Annotated in this window: 13 protein-coding genes; 10 read left to right on the forward strand and 3 right to left on the reverse strand. The window is 64.8% G+C overall.

All coding sequences use genetic code 11. The features are described 5' to 3' along the window. Positions 1 to 2: 2 nt before the first annotated feature. Both J4G32_RS11510 and J4G32_RS11515 read right to left on the reverse strand, forming a co-directional pair. Complete coding sequence (locus J4G32_RS11510; protein ID WP_210492541.1) at positions 3 to 3578, reverse strand: FecR domain-containing protein; 3576 nt, start codon at positions 3576 to 3578, stop codon at positions 3 to 5. Between the two features lie 201 nt (positions 3579 to 3779). After that, positions 3780 to 4157, reverse strand: coding sequence for a response regulator (locus tag J4G32_RS11515; RefSeq protein ID WP_210492548.1), 378 nt, complete (start codon positions 4155 to 4157; stop codon positions 3780 to 3782). Between the two features lie 391 nt (positions 4158 to 4548). Here J4G32_RS11515 and J4G32_RS11520 point away from each other — a divergent pair, with 391 nt between their 5' ends. Together J4G32_RS11520 and J4G32_RS11525 are read left to right on the forward strand one after the other, a co-directional pair. Then, on the forward strand, positions 4549 to 5013 hold the full coding sequence (locus tag J4G32_RS11520; protein WP_210492551.1) for a tellurite resistance TerB family protein: 465 nt from the start codon (positions 4549 to 4551) through the stop codon (positions 5011 to 5013). Further along, positions 5006 to 5743 (forward strand): glutamine amidotransferase, encoded by a 738-nt coding sequence (locus tag J4G32_RS11525; protein WP_210492557.1) that lies wholly within the window; start codon positions 5006 to 5008, stop codon positions 5741 to 5743. The genes J4G32_RS11520 and J4G32_RS11525 overlap by 8 nt, the downstream gene beginning before the upstream one ends. Positions 5744 to 5766: 23 nt before the next feature. Here the strand turns inward: J4G32_RS11525 and J4G32_RS11530 are convergent, their stop codons facing one another. After that, positions 5767 to 7197, reverse strand: coding sequence for a helix-turn-helix domain-containing protein (locus J4G32_RS11530; RefSeq protein WP_210492564.1), 1431 nt, complete (start codon positions 7195 to 7197; stop codon positions 5767 to 5769). 187 nt (positions 7198 to 7384) lie between these two features. Here J4G32_RS11530 and aceA point away from each other — a divergent pair, with 187 nt between their 5' ends. The 8 genes from aceA (at position 7385) to J4G32_RS11570 (ending at position 15736) form a co-directional block, all read left to right on the forward strand. Next, positions 7385 to 8704 (forward strand): isocitrate lyase, encoded by a 1320-nt coding sequence (gene aceA / locus J4G32_RS11535; protein WP_210492568.1) that lies wholly within the window; start codon positions 7385 to 7387, stop codon positions 8702 to 8704. 23 nt (positions 8705 to 8727) lie between these two features. After that, positions 8728 to 8937, forward strand: a complete 210-nt coding sequence (locus tag J4G32_RS11540) for a DUF4170 domain-containing protein (RefSeq protein WP_210492576.1) — start codon at positions 8728 to 8730, stop codon at positions 8935 to 8937. Between the two features lie 160 nt (positions 8938 to 9097). Then, on the forward strand, positions 9098 to 10009 hold the full coding sequence (gene osmF, locus J4G32_RS11545; RefSeq protein ID WP_210492584.1) for a glycine betaine ABC transporter substrate-binding protein OsmF: 912 nt from the start codon (positions 9098 to 9100) through the stop codon (positions 10007 to 10009). Between the two features lie 147 nt (positions 10010 to 10156). Further along, positions 10157 to 11269: an ABC transporter permease gene (locus J4G32_RS11550; protein WP_210494176.1), complete on the forward strand. Its 1113-nt coding sequence runs from the start codon at positions 10157 to 10159 to the stop codon at positions 11267 to 11269. Continuing rightward, a complete protein-coding gene (locus J4G32_RS11555; RefSeq protein ID WP_210492588.1) occupies positions 11266 to 12204 on the forward strand; it encodes an ABC transporter ATP-binding protein in 939 nt (312 codons plus the stop codon). Before J4G32_RS11550 ends, J4G32_RS11555 begins: the two co-directional genes overlap by 4 nt. After that, on the forward strand, positions 12204 to 12959 hold the full coding sequence (locus J4G32_RS11560) for an ABC transporter permease (RefSeq protein WP_210492592.1): 756 nt from the start codon (positions 12204 to 12206) through the stop codon (positions 12957 to 12959). The genes J4G32_RS11555 and J4G32_RS11560 overlap by 1 nt, the downstream gene beginning before the upstream one ends. An 83-nt stretch (positions 12960 to 13042) precedes the next feature. Beyond that, positions 13043 to 15280, forward strand: a complete 2238-nt coding sequence (locus tag J4G32_RS11565; RefSeq protein WP_210492606.1) for an ATP-binding protein — start codon at positions 13043 to 13045, stop codon at positions 15278 to 15280. Continuing rightward, positions 15281 to 15736 (forward strand): response regulator, encoded by a 456-nt coding sequence (locus J4G32_RS11570; RefSeq protein ID WP_210492610.1) that lies wholly within the window; start codon positions 15281 to 15283, stop codon positions 15734 to 15736. It abuts the gene before it with no gap. The last annotated feature ends 28 nt before the right edge of the window (positions 15737 to 15764 follow it).

Raw genomic sequence — 15764 nt, forward strand, 5'->3', positions numbered from 1 at the left:
GGTCAGAACCGCGCTTTGAGGGTCGCGGCCACCGCCCGGGTCGGACCGGGAATGCCGGGCGTCATCTCGTAATCCGTGTTGAGGATATTGAGCACCGTCACGCCCATCATCAGACGGCGGTCTGGCGTTTCCCAGGTGATGGCCGCGTCGGCCGTCCAGTAATCGTCAAGCACGCCGCCGACGAGGTTGCGCGCGCGATCGCCCACGTAAGTGCCGGCAATCGTCAGCTTGAGGCGACTGGGGTGGACGAAGGTCACGCCGGCGCGGGCGAACCGATCCGCGACAAGCGGCACATCCCGTCCGGGGGCCTCCTCGGAGCGGATCTCGCTGGAATTCGTGCCGACAGTCCCGAACACGCCGATCCCGCCGCCCAGCCAGAGATTGGCGGTGGCGGCGAGCCGGTCCACGCTCGCCTTGCCGATCGCGATCGTGTCGAACGTGTTGGCGACCGGCAGATCGATGAAGCGCACATCCTGATGCTGGTAATCGACCGCCGTAAAGAAATGCGGCGACCATTCGGCGTCCCAGCGCAGGGCCAGGGTGTCGGTGCGCCCGCCAAGAGCCACCGGAATGCTGTTGGGAACCAGTCCGAGGGTCGTGACGGGCGCCAGCGTGAAGCTCAGCGGCAATTCCCCATCCTGCCGGTAGGCGGCCCGGAGCCAGTGCCCTTCCAGCGGGGAAACGCCGATGCCGATCCGCGGCGACACAGTCGTCTCGTCGGGCTGGCCGGTGACGCTGAGCGACGTGCGCTGGATCCCGACCTGCGCCTCGAACCTGTCGGATGGTCGCCAGAAAGCATCGGCGTAGATTCGGTTGGCGCGGAAATCCGCATCCTGCTGGCTCGTCAGATCGAAAAGCTGGCTCTCGCCGGTGAACCGGTTGACGACGAGTTGCTGGCCGAAATTCCGGTTGAACGTGCTTCCGACCTGACCCTCGATCCCGTAGCGGAACGTCAGGTCGTTGATGCCGATGCTGTGGTTCAGGGCGGCCACCACACCGTCGGTGCGGTTGCGTTGCCAGAACTCGGCGGCGGTCAGCAGATCGAGATCGAGATTCGCGCTGTTGACGAAGCGGCGCTCAAATCCGCGATTGGCGTAGACGGCACCGGTGAGCACGTTGCGGTCGGCGAAGGAATGGCTCCAACCGGCGCCGGCCTGCATGGCGGTGTTGTCGGATGTGCCGGTGAAATAGCGCGTCGGCGTGTTGATGGCGGCAAGCCCCGGCTGCTCATTGCTGGCTGAGCCGAAGATCAGGAAACGGTTGACCGCATCCGGCGCCATCCCGACGAACAGGGAGGCGTTCGACGCGCTGTCGTTGTCTAGCGATTCGCGCCCAGCCGCCCGCACGCGTCCAGCGGTGAGCGAGAATGAGGTTGGGGCGGGATCGTTGCTGAAGCCCTGCACGGTCGCGTCCGCACCCCAGCCGGCGCGCCGGTTGCGGACCAGAAGGCTGCCGCCGATTTCGGTATCGATAAAGGGTCGGCGCACCAGATCCTGCCGGCCGACGCGCGCGGAGACCGCGAGGGGATCGAAGAACAGGCCCTGGATCGTCAGGTTGAAGCTCGTCAGGTCCGGCTCTGCGCTGAACGCCGTGGCGGCGCTTGGCCGGTTGACGAGGAGGCTTTGGCGCCGCGCCACGGCCTGGTCGAAATAGCTCGACGCCGTGAAGGGATCGAACACCCGGTCGCCGTAGAAGCGGGCCCATTCGTCGAGATCGATGAAGCGATAGGCCTGGGCCGGGTAGGACCCGGCATCCCGGTTGACCGCCAGGCCCGCATAGTCGCCGCCCCGGAGCCGATACCGCCGCACGGTCTCGCGCGCCGCGCGCACGGCCTCGTCGGCCTGATAGGCGTCGAGCGCAATGGCCGTGCGGACGACCGAGACCACCGGGTCGTTGGGATCGAGCCGGTCCGCATTGTCGAGGGCCTGCATGGCGAGATCGTCGTCGCCGTTCTGGTAATAGGCGATGGCCGTGACCAGAAGGCCCTGGGAATAGGCCGGATTGGCAGTGGACCCGGCAAGCGCCGCTTCGATGCCCTTGGCTGTCTCGCCCTTCTGAAGGAAGTAGCGGCCGCGCGCCACATAGCCGACGTTGAATGAGGGATCGAGTTCAAGCGCCTTGTCGATGAGCGTTCCAGCCTCGTCCACCCGGCTCTGGTCGAGCAGGAGAATCGCCAGATTGGCATAAGCGACCGGGCTTTGCGGATCCTCCACGATTGCGCGGCGCAGGGCCTCCTCGGCGGCAATCGGCGAACCGCGATCCGACTCGAAGAGACCGATGGTGTTCCAGACTTCGGCCTGTCCGGGCGCGGTTGCCGCCGCCTGCCGCAATTCGGTCAGCGCGCGCACAACCTCGCCGTCGATGTCGCCGCGAACGACGCCGCTCACCAGGAGCACCTCGGGATCATCCGGATCGATCCGACGCGCGCGGGCGACAGCTTCGCGCATGGCCTCGCGCTCGTTGAGGGCCAAGGCGACCTGCGCCGAGAACACGGCAAGCCGCGCATCGCCCGGGAAGCGCTTCTCGGCTTCCTTCGCGGCCGCGAAGGCTGCTTTCAGATCCTGCTTGAACCCGAGAATATAGGCGCGCGCCAAGGCGGCTTCGGCATCGTTGCGGCCGATCGCGGGTTCGGGCTGAACGCGCTTGGGATCAGCCAGCGAGGCCGCGATATAGCGGCCATAGGCGGCGCTGATGCGGCGCTTTGAGTCGAGGCCTTTCTCGGCTCTGGAAAACAGGCTCGCCGCATCGCTCCAGCGCCGCTCGGAGCCTGCGAGCAGGCCCGCCACCAGATCGGCGCGTGCGGCGAGGTTTCTGTCGAGGGGGCGGCTGCGGGCCTCCGCCAGCGCCGCCTTGGCTACCGCACGGCCGTCGAGCGCCAGGGCCGCCTCGGCGAGGTCGAGCCAGTCGCCGGTGCTCCGCGAAGTCTTCGGAATGCCCTCGATGCGCGCGCGTTGCTCCCGTAGGGCGCGACTCTTCAAGGGCGAGGCGGGAAGCCACGTGAAGGCATCGCGAAGGGTGAGGTAGAACAGCATCTGCTCGCGATCATTGGAATTGACGAGCACGAACTTGGTCGGTGCCTGCCCGATCGATGCGACAGCGCCCTCGCCCTGTCGGACGGTGACCGAGCCCTGGGCGTTTTTCAGCTCGACGACCCCTTCGAGGACCACCAACCCGGTCTTGCCCGACCCGTCGACAGACATGGACCAGTCGGTCCCGCGAATGGCCGCAACCGCAGCCGGCGTCTTGACGTCGACGCCGCTTCCCCCGCGGGCGGCGCGGGCCCAGATGGTGCCGCTCTGAAGGGTAAGGTCGGTGGTCCCGGCATCGCTGCTGGCAACCTGATTGACGCTGAGGGTCGAGTTGCGTCCCACCCGGATCTGGGTCCGGTCGGCGAACAGAATGGCGAGGTTGCCGAGGGCGTTGGTGCGCAGCACGTCACCGCCCACCACATCCTGACGGATTTCGGCGGCGCGCCAGGCTTCTTCGCGCACGAAGCGCAACTCCTCGCCACCTTTGACAGCCACGATGGACCCCGCCACCGCTGTCGGGCGGGGGATGGGCGACTGGGCGACTGCCATCCCGCAGGTCAATGCGAGGATGCTGGCGGCGGCGAAAAGGCCAAGGGGGTGCGGCGATCTGAACATGGACTCTGAAGTTATACTATAACTCTGAGAACCAGAAGTTTACTCAGAGGAAGCTTGACTTCAAAGAGGATTCACGGCCTTGGCGCGGTGTTTTACCGCACATGGTCAATGGGGGCGCGACCGCCGTCTCCGGCTTCAGGCCTGCGAGGCGCGCGCCAGCAGGAGTTTCACCTTCAGGTCGTTCTGGGCGAAGGGCTTTTGCAGCACGGGACGATCCCGGTAGGCGTCCCGGATGCCGGCGCTGCCGTAGCCGGTCGAGAACACGAACGGGATGGCCCGCTTGGCCAGCGCCTCAGCGACCGGATAGATCGGTTCGCCCGCGACATTCACGTCGAGAATGGCCAGGTCGACCTTCTCGCGTGCCAGGGTTTCGAGCGCTGCCGACAGGCGTGCCGCCGGACCGATGACCTCGCAGCCGAAATCCAGCAGCATGTCCTCGAGCAGCAGCGAAATCGCAGCTTCGTCTTCCACGACAAGGATGCGCAGGCCGGTCAGTTCGCCGCTGCTTGTCATGCTTTCGGTCACAGGCTCACCCTAGGTAGCGCGACCGATGCTCGATGGCGGCCGCAGCAGGAAATATGTCTTCTTATCCGGCCATTGTCATGGAGAATCGGCCGAGGTCCGCGAGGTTCTAGCACCCCTGCGCAAATCCGCAAAAGATCGACCGCAAATCACTCCCGGCGGAGCCTGATGCCAGCCGCCGCAGGCCGTTGACGTCTCGTTTTAACGCCAAGACCCCCGCAGAAGCCGCCACTGGAGTCCGAAACGACCGCAAAATGCCAGTAATTTGCGCAACGCTGCGACGTTTCGTCTTTCCTTGCGAGATGGACCTCGCTCAGTACGAAACCGCGCATTTCCACCAACTGGGGCTTGCGCCAAGCACGGCCAGCCTGAATACTGTGTCATGTCCGTGATTTCGTCCCTCCGTGATGCACTCCGTCTTGCCGCCCCCCCCTCGGCGGCCCATGAAGAACAGCTCACGGCCGCGGCTCTCCTCATACTGGTTGCTCATGCCGACGGGCGGGTGCTCCCGGTTGAGACAGACGGACTTCTCGTCTTGCTCGGCTCCCGATTTGCACTGGCGCCCGAGGCAGCCCGCGGACTTCTTGACGATGCGGCCCGCCTGGAGGCGGGGATCGATCCGTCCACCACGTTGATCGAGCGCATCATCCACGACGTGCCCTTCGAGGATCGCGGACCCCTCCTCGGACTGGCCTACCGGGTCGCCGCCATGGACGGCACCATTCACGAGTTCGAGGACGACCTGATCTGGCGGACGGGCCGCCTGCTGGGGTTCAGCGATCGGGATCTGGCCGAACTCAAGGCCGAGGTTCTCAAAGATCTGCAAGCCCTGCCGGCCCATGGCTAAGCCAGCCGGCAAGGACCCCATCCTCGTCGTGCTGCACCAGGAGCACTCCACGCCCGGCCGTGTCGGCAGGCTTTTGCGGGAGCGCGGCCACGGCCTCGACATTCGCCGGCCGCGCTTTGGCGACCCTTTGCCATCGACCCTCGCGCATCATGCGGGTGCGGTCGTGTTCGGCGGTCCCATGAGCGCGAACGACCCCGACGATTTCATCAAGGCGGAGATCGACTGGCTCGACGTGCCGTTGCGGGAGGCCAAGCCCTATCTGGGCCTGTGCCTCGGGGCGCAGATGCTGGCCCGGCATCTCGGCGCCAAGGTGTGGCCGCATCCCGAGGGGCGGGCGGAGATCGGCTATTACCCGCTGCTGCCGACGGCCTCCGGCGAGGCTCTGGAAGACGCGTGGGGAATTCGGTGGCCGACCCATGTCTATCACTGGCATCGAGAGGGTTTCGATTGCCCGAATGGCGCCGACACGCTGGCGACCGGTGACGATTTTCCGACCCAGGCGATCCGCGTCGGCCCGTCGGCCTTCGGCCTGCAGTTTCATCCCGAGGTCACCCACGCCATGATCTGCCGCTGGACGGTGCTGGGGTCCGAACGGCTGGCGACGCTCGGCGCGCAGGATCGCATTCGCCAGATCGAGGGGCGTTACCTCTACGATCCGCACGTAGCGCGCTGGCTCGACCTGTTCCTCGACCACTGGCTCGCGGGCGCGCCGCAGCCCGCCATCGCCTGACCAGCGGTTTCAGTTGGCGGGTTTCAGGTGGCGTCAAACTCGAATGGGGAGATGCCGCGTTTCATCTCGTCGACGATGAGCGGGTGCATCAGGGGCGGCGCCGCGCGCTGCGGGCAGGCCGCCCGTTCGCACAAGCGGCAATTGATCCCGATCGGCGTCGCCTCGGCGGCCGCAAGGTCGATGCCGCGCGCATAGACCAGCCGGGAGGCATATTTCAGCTCGCAGCCGAGACCGACGACGAATTGCGGGTCGGGCATCCCCCACGGATTGGAGGCCCGCCTCACCGACTTGGCGATGGAAAACCACCGCGAGGTGTCGGGGAGCTCGACGATCTGGGTCGCCACCTGGGCGGGCGTGCGGAAGGTCGCGTGGACGTTCCAGAGCGGACAGGTACCGCCATATTGCGAGAACGGAAACCGGCCGGATGAAAAGCGCTTCGATACGTTCCCGGCCGAGTCGACCCGGATCAGAAAGAACGGGATGCCGCGCATGCCAGGCCGTGCGAGCGTCGTCAGCCTGTGCGCCACCTGTTCGAAACTCGCGCCGAACCGCGCGCCCAGCACATCGACGTCATAGCGCAAAGCCTCTGCGGCGGCGTGGAATTTGCCATAGGGCATCATTACCGCGCCGGCGAAGTAGTTGCCCAGCGAGATGCGCAGGAGCCGGCGGGCCGGGCCGTCCTCCGGCTCAAGGCGGGCCGCCAGCCGGTCGAGGACCGGCCGCATTTCGGCGAAGGCAAGCTGATAGGCGGCCTGGAAGGTCCGTCCGCAAGGGTCGACAATCTCGGAAATGAACAATTGCCGGCGGTGATGATCGTAGCGGCGCAGGCTGTCCGGCATCACGTCGATCGGCATCACCCGGACGCGGATGCCGTGGTTGCTGGAGAGCCGTTCCGACATGGCAAAAAAGGGGTCGTGGCCCGCGGCGAGGAGTTCGCCAGCAAGCGCTTCGGCCGCCTCGTCAAGCTCGGGGAAGTAGTTCTTCGCCTCCTGGATGTGCCGACGGACCCGATCGACCGGGTTGTCGGCCGCATCCTCGGCGCGGTCGTGGTCGTCAAGCGCCGGCGGACGCAATTCCCGCGCGCCACGCATCGCCGCATAGGCCCGGTAGAGGCGGCTCACGGCGTCGACCAGCCCAGGGGCGTTCTCGACCGTCTCGCGCAGCTCCAGGCGCGGCACCGGGGTCTGGCGAAAGAGCGGATCGGCAAAGACCTCGTCGAGTTCGGTGACGGTGCGATCGTGATCGTCGGTGGCGAATTCCCGTGGATCAAGCCCATAGGCATGCGACAGGCGGATAAGGACCTGGGCGGTGATCGGCCGCTGGTTGCGCTCCATCAGGTTGAGGTAGCTCGGCGACAGGCCCAGCTCCTCGGCCATGCCGGCCTGGGTCAGATTCTTGTCGCGGCGCAGGCGCTTGAGACGCGGGCCGACAAAGAGTTTCCGTGTGTCATCCATTTGTAATTTTCTTTACACACTGACAAATTAGACCGTGTTGTCCTGTGACAAGCCGACTTTTCTTATCTTTCTCAACCATTGCAATGGAGACGAGGGCAGTCAACATTCATGACAGAGACCGAGGCGGCAGGATCAATTGTCAATTCTCTGCTTCGATTGTCAAGAAATGTAAACGTAAGGACGACCCATGCCCGCGCAGACCACTCCCACCTCCTTCGAGGCTTTGCACCACGCCGCCCCCGCAGGCCGGTTCGATGGCGTCACCCGTCCCTACAGCCTGGACGACGTCCTGCGTCTGCGCGGCTCGGTGGACATCCGTCAGACGCTGGCTGAGCGCGGCGCCGCCAAGCTCTGGGAGATGCTGAAGGATCGCCCTTACGTCCATTCGCTGGGCGCAATGACGGGCAATCAGGCCATGCAGATGGCGCGGGCCGGCCTCGAGGCGATCTATCTCTCGGGCTGGCAGGTGGCGGCGGATTCCAATGTCGCCGGCGCGATGTATCCTGACCAATCTCTGTATCCGGCCAATTCGGGTCCCGAACTGTGCCGCCGCATCAACCGCACCCTCCAGCGCGCCGACCAGATCGAGCATGCGGAAGGCGGTGCCAAGCGCGACTGGTTCCTGCCCATCGTGGCGGATGCGGAGGCCGGCTTCGGCGGTCCGCTCAACACTTTCGAGATCATGAAGGCCTATATCGAGGCCGGCGCGGCAGGCGTCCATTTCGAGGACCAGCTCGCATCGGAGAAGAAATGCGGCCATCTCGGCGGCAAGGTGCTCATTCCCACCTCGGCGCATGAGCGCAACCTGATCGCAGCGCGGCTCGCTGCCGACGTGATGGGCACCTCGACCCTGATCATGGCCCGCACGGATGCCGAATCGGCCATGCTGATCACATCGGACGTGGACGAGCGCGACCGCCCCTTCATCGAGCCCGACAGCCGCACGCCGGAAGGCTTCTTCCGCCTGAAAGAGGGCATGGGCCTCGAGCATTGCATCGCCCGCGGTCTGGCCTATGCGGAATACGCCGACCTTCTCTGGTGGGAAACCTCGCACCCGGATCTCGACGACGCGCGGGCCTTCGCCGAGGCGATCCACAAGCGGTATCCCGGAAAGCTTCTCGCCTATAACTGCTCGCCGTCGTTCAACTGGAAGAAGAAGCTCGACGACGCCACCATCGCCAAGTTCCAGCGCGAACTCGGCGCCATGGGCTACAAGTTCCAGTTCGTGACGCTCGCCGGCTTCCACCAGCTCAACTACGGCATGTTCGATCTGGCCACGGGCTATCGAGATCGCGGCATGGGTGCCTATTCGGAGCTGCAGGCACGGGAATTCGCCGCCGAGGTCGATGGCTACACCGCCACCCGCCACCAGCGCGAAGTGGGAACCGGGTATTTCGACCAGGTATCGCTCGCGATCACGGCCGGAAAATCCTCCACCACGGCCATGAACGATTCCACCGAGACCGCTCAATTCCACGCAACGCCGAAACTTCACGCGGCCGAATAGGCCGCTCCATCAGGAGCAAGACCATGCAACAGGCACGATTCTGGGTCATCGGAGGCGAATACACCTCCACCGAGTTCGAAACGCTGATTCGCGGCACCGAGCGACTGGTCGGACCGTTCGAGAGCAAGGGCGAGGCTGAGCGGACCTGGCGCTACCTCTCCGAGGATCATCGCCCCCAGGCGCAGGTGCGTTTCACCATCGCCCAGGAGCCGATGAGCGCCGCGGCCGGCTGAAAAACCGGACCCGCCGCCCCGGCATGGCGGCGGCGGGTCTGCCCATTCGCAATCTTCTCGCCCGAAATCCCGCTTTGACGTGGATCGGGACTGTCGAAGCGCCTAAACAGCCCTAGATCGGAAAAGCCGGCTTGACCGGGTTGTCGAAGAGGGTCGATTGATGAACGTGACTTTGAAATCCCTGACCGTCGCCCTGGCGCTGGGCGTCTCAACACTCGCCGCGCAGGCGGACGTGGTGGTGTCCTCGAAGATCGACACCGAGGGCTCGGTGCTCGGCAACATCATCCTGCTGGCTCTCAACGCCAACGGCATCAAGACTCAGGATCGGGTGCAGCTCGGCGCAACTTCGGTCGTGCGCAAGGCCATCACGGCCGGCGAGATCGACATCTACCCGGAATATACGGGCAACGCGGGCTTCTTCTTCAACAAGGCCGACGACCCGCTCTGGAAGGACGCAGCCAAGGGCTATGAGGCGGCCAAGAAGATGGATTACGACGCCAACAAGATCGTCTGGCTCGACCCGTCGCCCGCCAACAACACCTGGGCCATTGCGGTTCGCAAGGACGTGGCCGAACCCAACAAGCTCGCCAGCATGTCTGATTTCGGCAAATGGGTCGCAGGCGGGGGCGCGGCGAAACTTGCGGCCTCGTCCGAATTCGTCAATTCGGCCGCGGCCCTTCCGGCATTCCAGGCGGCGTACGGCTTCAAGATGAAACCCGAGCAGCTGATTGTCCTGTCGGGCGGCGACACGGCCGCCACCATCAAGGCCGCGGCCGACAAGACCAGCGGCGCCAATGTGGCGATGGTCTACGGCACCGATGGGGGGATTGCGCCGTCGGGTCTCGTGGTGCTGGCGGACGACAAGAACGTTCAGCCGGTCTACGCGCCTGCGCCGATCATCCGAGAGGCCGTGCTGAAGGACAACCCCAAGGTGGCTGAGATCCTGAAGCCGATCTTCCAGTCTCTCGATCTGACGACGCTCCAGGGCCTGAATGCCCGGGTGCAGGTCGGCGGCGAGGCCGCCAAGACCGTGGCGGCGGATTACCTCAAGACGAAGGGCTTCGTAAAATAAGGGGCCGGCGGCAAACGGCTGCCGGCAGTGCCGCGTTCCGGAAAGACAGCCGTGATCGCACCCGCGCGCGATCGGGGCGGGCCGATCAGGCCTGACGGGGATGTCGTCGTCGGCAGTGGCGTCGATCGCCTCGGTGCGCTTGTTGCGATGATGATCGGGGTGGGCCTGCTGGCGGTCCCGCTCGTCACGTACCGGGCAAACCGGATCGTGGCCGGTGACACCCGATCGGTGATGGAGGCACTCCCCCTTGTGGGAGCGGTCGGCCTGATCGTGGCTCTCGTGGCGATTGCGGGTATCGCTGTGCTCGTGCGTCAACCGCCCCTTCGCCTGGCCGCTGCCGCCATCGGGATGGCACTCCTTTTTCCCGCCATCGGCTGGGCGGCCTCTTACCTTACGCCACCTGGCAACACCTTCGCGCGCGTCTCGCCGGCTGCGGGTTTCTGGCTCATCGGGCTCGCCCTGGCGCTTCTCCTGGCCGATTGTCTCACGCGCCTCCGGTTCGGTCCCTGGGAACGCCTCGCCTCGTTGGCGCTGGCCTTCGCCCTGTTGGCGGTGCTCCTGGCCTCGGGGTCGTGGAACGACGTCTCGCTCGTCAGGGAATATGCCGGCCGCGCCGAGAGCTTCTGGCGCGAGGGACGCCAGCACCTTTTCCTCGCCCTCGGCTCCCTGTCGGCGGCCATCCTGATCGGGTTCCCGCTCGGGGTGCTCTGCCACCGGGCGAGGATCCTGAAAGGGGCGACGCTGCAGGTTCTCAATATCATCCAGACGATTCCAAGCATCGCCCTGTTCGGAATCCTGATGGTGCCGCTGGGCTACCTTGCGGCCGTGTCTCCGCTCGCCCATGCGCTCGGGATCCGCGGGATTGGCGCTGCCCCTGCCTTGGTGGCCCTGTTCCTGTACTCGCTGCTGCCTGTCGTCGCCAACACGGTTGTGGGGCTGGATCAGGTGGCGGCCCCCGTGGTCGACGCGGCCCGGGGCATGGGTCTTTCGCGGCGCCAGCAGCTCTTCCAGGTCAAGCTGCCGCTGGCTTTTCCGATCATCCTCACAGGCATCCGCATCGTGCTGGTTCAAAATCTCGGCCTTGCCACAGTCGCGGCGCTCATCGGCGGCGGCGGCCTCGGCACCTTCATCTTCCAGGGCATCGGCCAGACGGCGATGGATCTCGTCCTGCTCGGGGCCATCCCCATCGTGGCGATGGCGTTTGCGGCAGCCGTCGTCCTCGACGCCGTTGTCGATCTCGCCAGCGGGGTCCGCCCGTGATCGCAATCGAGCACCTGACCAAGACAATCGGCGGGCAGACGATCGTGGACGACGTTTCGATGGGGGTCGAGGCGGGAACGCTGACCGTGATCGTCGGCACATCAGGCGCCGGCAAGTCCACATTGCTGCGGATGATCAACCGCCTCATCGCGCCGACATCGGGCCGTGTGCTGATCAATGGTCAGGATACGATGGCGATTCCCGAGGACACCCTGAGGCATCGCATCGGCTACGTCATTCAGGGCAATGGCCTTTTTCCGCACCGCACGGTGTCGGGCAACATCGCGACCGTTCCCCACCTTCTGGGTTGGGATGCGAAGCGGATCGACAAAAGGGTGAACGATCTGCTCGTGCTGTTTCAACTCGACCCTGCCGAGTTCGCGCGAAAATATCCCCATGAGCTGTCGGGCGGGCAACAGCAGCGCGTCGGCGTCGCGCGTGCGCTGGCGGCGGAGCCCACGCTTCTTCTGATGGACGAGCCGTTCGGCGCGCTCGATCCCGTGATCCGCAGCAAGGCCCAGGAGGACCTTCTCTCCATCCAGCGCCGGTTTGGCACCACCATCGTGTTGGTCACGCATGACATGGAGGAAGCCTTTCGCCTGGGCGATCGCATTGCGGTGATGGACGATGCACGCCTGCTGCAATACGGCACGCCGGCCGAACTGCTGATCAGTCCTGCCGAAGGATTCGTCGAACGCCTGGTCGGCACCACGGAGCGCCCGTTTCGCCTCCTCTCCCTCACCCGTGTGGCCGACGCGCTGGAGCCCGGCGCGGCGTCGGGCGAGCCGATCGAGATGGACGCGAACCTGCGCGATGCGCTGTCGCATCTGATGTGGTGCGGACAGCACATGCTCCCGGTGCGCGATGCCACTGGTGCCATACGCGGCCGCGTCTCCGTCGACGGCATTCTGGCCCATGCCCGGAAACCCATCTGATGGGCTGGGCCGGCATCGGGCGGCTTGTCGTGTTCGCGCTGCTCGTCGCGTTCCTCACCATGCCAGACGCTTTCGCGTTTGTGTTCGAGCCGCTCACCGAGAACAACGCGCCGGCCATCTACAACCAGGGCAGTCTGTGGTCGCTGACGGTATCGCATCTCACCATCGTGTTCGGCGCCGGATTGGCCAGCACGGTGCTGGCGGTTGCGTTGGGAATTTTCGTCACGCGTCCAAGCGGCCTCGAATTCCTGCCGCTCTCGCGCAGCCTGGTCAATATTGGCCAGACCTTCCCGCCCATTGCGGTTCTGGCCGTCGCGGTTCCGCTCGTGGGCTTCGGCGAGGCGCCCACCTTCATCGCGCTTTTTCTCTACGGACTCCTGCCGATCTTCGAGAACACGCTCGGGGGCCTCACGCAGGTCCCGCCGCTCACGCTGGACGCCGCCCGCGGCATGGGAATGGGTCCAACCCGGCGTCTCTTCAGCGTGGAACTGCCATTGGCCCTTCCCGTTATTCTGGCTGGAATTCGCCTGTCGATTATCATTAATCTCGGGACAGCTACCATTGGTTCGACGGTTGCCGCCAAGGGCCTTGGTGAGGTGATCATCGCCGGGTTGCAGTCCAACAATCTGGCGTTCGTCCTACAGGGCGGATTGGTGGTGGCGCTGCTTGCCGTCCTGATTCACGGTCTCATGGGGGGCATCGAACGTTTCGCACTTCGCCGGCTTGGCGGCGAGAGGGGCGGAGCGCTCGCATAGGCCACCGCGTGATGTTGGTTTATCGTTCTGCATCCCTCACATGGCCGAAAGGCCCGCACCCGGAAAACAGGGCCGCCGCTCGCATGACAACTCGACCTGACACTCTGCTGGATGCCGTCGATGCCTGTGCGCGCGAACCGATTCATATTCCAGGCAGCATCCAGCCCAATGGTCTCCTGCTGGGGATCCGCCGCGCCGATCTTGCGGTCATATACGCGACCGCGAATGTAGCCTCGGCTTTCAATCTGGCCGAAGGCTCGGTTCTGGGCAGTGATCTGAGAGCCTTGCTGCCGGGTTTGGCGCATCTCGCCGAGACGCTAGGCGTGGTGAGCGAGGAGACTGGCGCGCGTCACCTTGGCCCCGTCACCGTCGCGACAGGCGAGGGGCAGCGGACATTTGACGCGGTGCTGTCCGGCGGACAGGACCTGGCCATCCTGGAACTGGAGGATGCACCGGCAGGCCTGACGGTCGCTGAGTTTCATCCTGCCCTTCGCAGCTTCATCGCGGGTCTACAGGGAGCCTCGACCGTCGGCCTCCTCTGCCAGCTTGCCGCCGACGACATCCGCCGCATGACCGCTTTCGATCGCGTTCTGGTGTATCGATTCGATTCCGATTGGCACGGCATGGTGGTTGGTGAAAGCCGCAACGACGTGCTGCCGTCCTGCCTCGATCTGCACTTTCCGGCCTCGGACATTCCCGCCCAAGCTCGCGCGCTCTACCGACGCAACCGCCTGCGGCTGATCGCTGACGCAAATTACACACCGATCCCGATTGAGACGCATGAGACTGCGCCGTTGGATCTCAGCGATTCGGTTCTCAGAAGTGTCTCGCCCGTTCATCTGGAATACATGCGGAACATGGGCACTATGGCGTCCATGTCGATCTCTATCATGCGTGACGGGGAACTCTGGGGTCTCGTCTCGTGTCACAGCGTGGCGCCGCGGAAAGTCTCGCTCTCCGTGCGGAACGCCTGCGATTTCCTGACCCAGATTTTTTCCCTGCAACTCGAGGCGCGGGAGAAATCTGCGCACGCAGAACGTCGTATGCGCCTGCGGGGTGTGCAGACGCGCCTGCTTGCCCACATGGCCTCCGAGGATTTTTTCATCAACGGCCTGGTCAACAATCCTGCCGAGCTCTTGGACCTTGCCGGCGCTACGGGTGCTGCCGTCCTCTCTGGTCACCACGTCTGGCTGAGGGGCGACACGCCCTGTGAGGCTGAGGTGCGTGCGCTCTATACGTGGCTTGCGCAGGAAAATTCCGACGATGTGTTCGCGACGGATTCGCTGGCCGCCGTCTATCCGGCGGCGCTATCCTTTGCCGACAAAGCGAGCGGATTGCTGTCGATCTCGATTTCGAAAATTCATGCGAGCTACGTCATGTGGTTCAGGCCTGAGGTCGTCGAGACCGTTCAATGGGCGGGCGATCCGCGACAGAAGGATTCTCCCGACGGCAATGGCGCCACGCGCCTGAACCCACGGCATTCTTTTGAAGCCTGGAAGGAGATCGTGCGAGGCCATTGCGTCGCCTGGAATGCGGCGGAGATCGAGGCCGTTACCGAGCTGCGACATACCCTCGTGGGAATCGTCCTGCGCCGCGCCGAGGAACTCGCGGCCTTGAGCGACGAGCTGACGCGCAGCAACAAGGAGCTGGAGGCCTTTTCCTATTCGGTGTCGCATGATCTGCGCGCGCCGTTCCGGCACATTGTCGGCTACTCAGAGCTGCTGAAGAAGCAGGAAGGCGCTTCCTTGTCGGAAAGGGGGCGCCGTTACGTCGACACCATCATCGAGTCCGCCTTCACGGCCGGAACGCTTGTCGATCACCTCCTCAGCTTCTCGCAGATGGGACGGACTGCCCTCAATCCGCGCCGCGTGCCGACGCGCGAATTGGTGGAGGAAGTGCGTGAACGACTGCTGCTCGAGATCGGCGATCGCGCCATCGTCTGGACAATCGGCGACCTGCCTGTCGTCCAGGCGGACGCCATGATGATCCGCCTCGTCGTCGAAAACCTGCTCTCGAACGCCGTCAAATATACGCGTCGACGCGACGTCGCGCAGATCGCGGTTGGGTGCGAGCGGCAGGACGACGAGTGGGTGTTCTTCGTGCGCGACAACGGCGTCGGGTTCGATATGCAATATGTCGGCAAACTGTTCGGCGTCTTCCAGCGGCTGCACCGGATGGAGGATTTCGAAGGGACGGGTATTGGCCTTGCCAATGTTCGTCGCATCGTCGAACGCCATGGCGGCCGCACTTGGGCCGAAGGCGCGATCGATCAGGGCGCTACCGTTTTTTTTAGTCTTCCCGTGCTCGAAGGAGCAGCCTGAATGCCTCATCTCAAACCCATTCTCCTCGTCGAGGACAACCTCAACGATGTGGAATTGACACTCGCCGCCCTCGAACAGAGCCAGCTCGCCAATGAGGTTGTGGTGGTGCGCGACGGGGCGGAGGCGCTCGACTATCTCTACCGGCGTGGCCCGCACGAGAGTCGCAACACCAGCGATCCGGCGGTGGTGCTGCTCGATCTGAAGTTGCCGAAGGTCGATGGCCTCGAGGTGCTCCAGACGGTCAAGGGCGACCCCGACCTGCGTCATACGCCGGTGGTGATGCTGACTTCCTCGCGGGAGGAGACGGATCTGCTCCGCAGCTACGAGCTCGGCGTCAACGCCTTCGTGGTGAAGCCTGTGGGCTTCCGCGAATTCTTCGACGCCATCCAAGATCTCGGCGTGTTCTGGGCGATCATCAACGAGCCCGCTCCGCGCACCGGCCAGACGGGTTACTGATGGATCGGTTGAATCGTGATTCCCCGGA

This window comes from Microvirga antarctica (assembly GCF_017921815.1).
GTDB lineage: Bacteria > Pseudomonadota > Alphaproteobacteria > Rhizobiales > Beijerinckiaceae > Microvirga > Microvirga antarctica.